This is a genomic window from Cesiribacter sp. SM1 (assembly GCF_020178975.1).
Classification (GTDB): domain Bacteria; phylum Bacteroidota; class Bacteroidia; order Cytophagales; family Cyclobacteriaceae; genus Cesiribacter.
Window position 1 is genome coordinate 1 of record NZ_JAHXBU010000054.1, and the last position, 3,488, is coordinate 3,488.

A 3,488-nucleotide genomic window follows, 5' to 3' on the forward strand; every position below is an offset into this window, starting at 1 on the left:
ACCAGCCTCAGCCGGAAGACAAGAGTATGTTGAAGTAGAGAAAAATGTTCGTCTACATGTTGTCGACCTGGGCGAAGGACAGCCGATTGTATTGATTCACGGATGGCCTTTGAATAATGCCATGTACGAGTACCAGTATCAATACCTGGTAGAAAAAGGCTTCAGGGTGATTGGCATTTCGCTGCGGGGCTTTGGTAAATCTGATAAACCCTATGGCAGCTACGATTTTGATGTTTTCTCCGATGACATCAAGGTGGTGCTGGAAAAATTGAAAATAGAAAATGCTGTGCTGGGTGGCTTTTCAATGGGCGGAGCAGTTGTCCTGCATTATGTTAGCAAGTACAACAGTGCACACATCAGCAAGCTGGCTTTGTTTGCTGCCGCCGCGCCATCCTGGCTGCAGCGCCCGGGTTATCCCTATGGGCTTACAGAAGAAGGTGCAGCATCCTTTGTTGCGCTAACCAAAACAGACCGGCCGCAGGTTCTCGATAGCTTCGACAAAGCTTTTGCAGCTACAGAGAATGGAATTTCAGAAGGAATGTCGGAATGGTTGAAGAGCATCAACATGGAGGCCTCTCCCTATGCCGCTACTCAATCCATAAAGGCACTGGCAGAAGTAGATTTACGTTCCGAGTTGGACAGGATCAAAATACCCGTGGCGATCTTTCACGGTGTTCAGGATAAGTTGTGTGACTTTGCATTCGCTGAACAACTTCAAAAAGGAATCAAAAATTCATACCTGGTTAAATTTGAAAACAGCGGTCACGCCCTTTTCATTGAAGAAATGGAGAAGTTTAACAGCGAGCTGGAAAAGTTTGCGAAGCTGGAGAAACTTGCTGTACATTAAGGGAATACAACCGCTGCGGAGAAATGAATTTCCGCAGCGGTGGCATTCCCGCACTGGTTAATTCACTATCGGTCTTATGATAAATTACGACACACCATGAATAGGCAGCATATTTTTGAGGGTAAACTTAAAAGGTTAGGTTTAGGATATGTAGATGAAAAAAGTGTAGATGTTATCAATGGAGACACTTATAAGCCGTACATCAAGGTGTTATATTTGCCAAAGGGATATACGCTAACGGTAGATTTCACTGTCTATGTGACCCATCAGCCTTCCCTTTTTTTTGTTGCTCCCAACCAGTTTTTGAAGATTGATACTTGTGCGAAAGAAGCAGGCTATCTGATCTTTTACAATCGTGATTTTTATTGCATTCAGATTCATGATCAGGAAGTGGCATGTGATGGCCTGCTGTTTAACAATATCAACAACATGCCTTTAGTCCATGTTTCCAAAGACGAAACTACATTTATTGATCATCTTTTCAGGCAAATAGAAGGCGAATTTGAACTTAACGATCCCTCGCAGGAAGAGATGATTCGCACCTACCTTAAGCAGTTGCTTATCAAGGCAACGCGGCTATGGAAAAAGCAGCATCTTGAAAAGTCGTTTGTGGAGCAACACAATGATCTTGAGTTTTTCAGAAAATTTACGCTGTTGGTTGATGCCCATTACAAGGAAAAGCATACAGTTGCCGACTATGCAGATTTGCTCTCCATGGCGCCAAAAACGGTTACCCATAAATTCAAGCGGTTGAATTTACCTCAACCAAATGAAGTAATCAAAAACCGCATTATTCTGGAAGCCAAAAGGCTGCTTGTATACACTTCTATGACAGCCAAAGAAATTGCGCATGAGCTGGGGTATGAGGACCCTGCATATTTTAGCCGCCAGTTCCAGGTTAAAACAGGAGAATCGCCTTCCGGATTCAGGACAAAATATCTTGCTCCAAACCAGATATAATCTTTCAGAACAAGCAATATCTGTTATTCACAGCAGCATCAATTTCTCATTTACTAATCCCCAAAATGTTAGGGGATGCACCAGTAATTGCAGCTGGCCTCTTGCTTATGGATGCGTAAGGGAGGGAGCAGAAATTTCCTTTATTTTTTCTTTGTGCATTGTTCCCCATTCCACCAATGCATCCAACACTTTTTTCAATGTTAAACTGTACTCGGTGGCTTGGTATTCCACCACCACAGGCATTTCCGTAGCATAAACTTTTCTTTGCACAAAGCCATTAAGCTCGAGCTCCTTTAATTCATGGGACAGTACCCGGGGAGAGATGGTTTGTAACAACCGCTGAAGTTCATTAAAGCGTTTGCTGCCATCTATCAGGGCCAGCGTAATTCTAAGTTTCCATTTGCCGCCAATAACATAGAGAGCATCTTCTATGGCATTGAGGCTTTTGCAGCACTCATGCTTTTGTGGTTGACCTTCTTCTTCAATCTTCATAGGGTTGTGTATTAGGTAGGTTACCTAAAGGTTACTACTAACCTTTAGTATAGTACTAACTTTTCAATAGCTAATTTAAGTAGTTTTGACCAGATCAAACAACAAAAGAATGAAAAACAAAATCTTCTTCGCAGCAGCCCTGTTATTCGGCCTGGTCATGATCAACTCCGGTTTAAATAAGTTTTTCGGTTATATGCCAATGCCGGAAGTCTCACCGGAAATGATGACTGTATTGATGGCATTCGGTACTACAAAATGGATTTTTCCCTTAGTAGGCCTGGCTGAAATAGTGGGCGGTATTCTCATTGCCATTCCCAGGTACAGGGCATTGGGTGCCATCGTCATCTTTCCGGTAATGGTCGGAATTCTCGTGCATCACCTGGTACACGACATTGCAGGTATTGGGTTGGGCCTGGTTCTCTTTGCTATCAACCTATGGGTAATCATCGAGCATAGGAAGAAATACCAGCCGATGGTGGAGTAAGTGCCTTTCCCGGCATTACTCATCCAACACATCAACGCCCTACCGGCCCAAATGCATGGGTGACATGCTTAAGCTGGAGCCCGGGATGCATATCAAGACACTGTATCAATAAAGGTTAAACATACTCAACAAATAAAACAATCATGTTAAAGATCGCAATCATCACAGGAAGCACACGACCTTCGCGCGTTAATCATCAAGTTGCAAAATGGGCTTTCGAAAAGGCGTCAGAACGCCCTGATGCTGCCTTTGAACTGGTCGATATAGCCGACTATGAACTCCCGCTATTGGATGAACCAGTTTCGCCATACTTTAAAAAGTACGAGTATGACCATACAAAAAGGTGGTCTGAAAAAATTGAAGCCTTCGATGGATATGTGTTTGTAACACCAGAGTATAACCACAGTACCTCGGGAGCACTCAAAAATGCGATTGATTACTTATATCACGAATGGGCAAACAAGGCTGCTGGCTTTGTGAGCTACGGAGGATCGTCATCCGGAATCAGAGCAGTTGAGCATTTGAGGCTTATCATGGGGGAGTTGTTGGTGGCAGATGTAAGGGCTCAACTGGCGCTTTCCCTTTTTACGGATTTTGAAGGGTATACCACCTTCCGTCCAACTGCTGATCATGAAACGCAACTGAAACTAATGCTTGATCAGGTCATTGCATGGTCTGCTGCTTTAAAATCACTTCGGGAAGATA

At 43.5% G+C, this 3,488-nt stretch carries 5 protein-coding genes; 4 read left to right on the forward strand and 1 reads right to left on the reverse strand.

All coding sequences use genetic code 11. The annotated features are described in order from the left end of the window. Positions 1-847 (forward strand): alpha/beta fold hydrolase (locus tag KWJ01_RS13025; RefSeq protein ID WP_224996892.1); only part of this gene is annotated, 847 nt, incomplete at its 5' end. A 96-nt stretch (positions 848-943) separates the two neighbouring features. Further along, the gene (locus KWJ01_RS13030) at positions 944-1,807 is read left to right on the forward strand and encodes a helix-turn-helix domain-containing protein (protein WP_224996893.1); all 864 of its coding nucleotides are present in this window, start codon (positions 944-946) and stop codon (positions 1,805-1,807) included. A gap of 105 nt (positions 1,808-1,912) precedes the next feature. Here KWJ01_RS13030 and KWJ01_RS13035 read toward each other — a convergent pair whose 3' ends face one another. After that, positions 1,913-2,299 carry a helix-turn-helix domain-containing protein gene (locus tag KWJ01_RS13035; RefSeq protein WP_224996894.1) on the reverse strand — a complete coding sequence of 129 codons (387 nt, stop codon included), beginning with the start codon at positions 2,297-2,299 and terminating at the stop codon, positions 1,913-1,915. Between the two features lie 109 nt (positions 2,300-2,408). On the opposite strand from KWJ01_RS13035, the gene KWJ01_RS13040 reads away from it, so the two are divergent. Together KWJ01_RS13040 and KWJ01_RS13045 are read left to right on the forward strand one after the other, a co-directional pair. After that, a complete protein-coding gene (locus tag KWJ01_RS13040) occupies positions 2,409-2,783 on the forward strand; it encodes a DoxX family membrane protein (protein ID WP_224996895.1) in 375 nt (124 codons plus the stop codon). A gap of 143 nt (positions 2,784-2,926) precedes the next feature. Beyond that, on the forward strand, positions 2,927-3,488 hold a 562-nt coding region (locus KWJ01_RS13045; protein WP_224996896.1), incomplete at its 3' end, for an NADPH-dependent FMN reductase.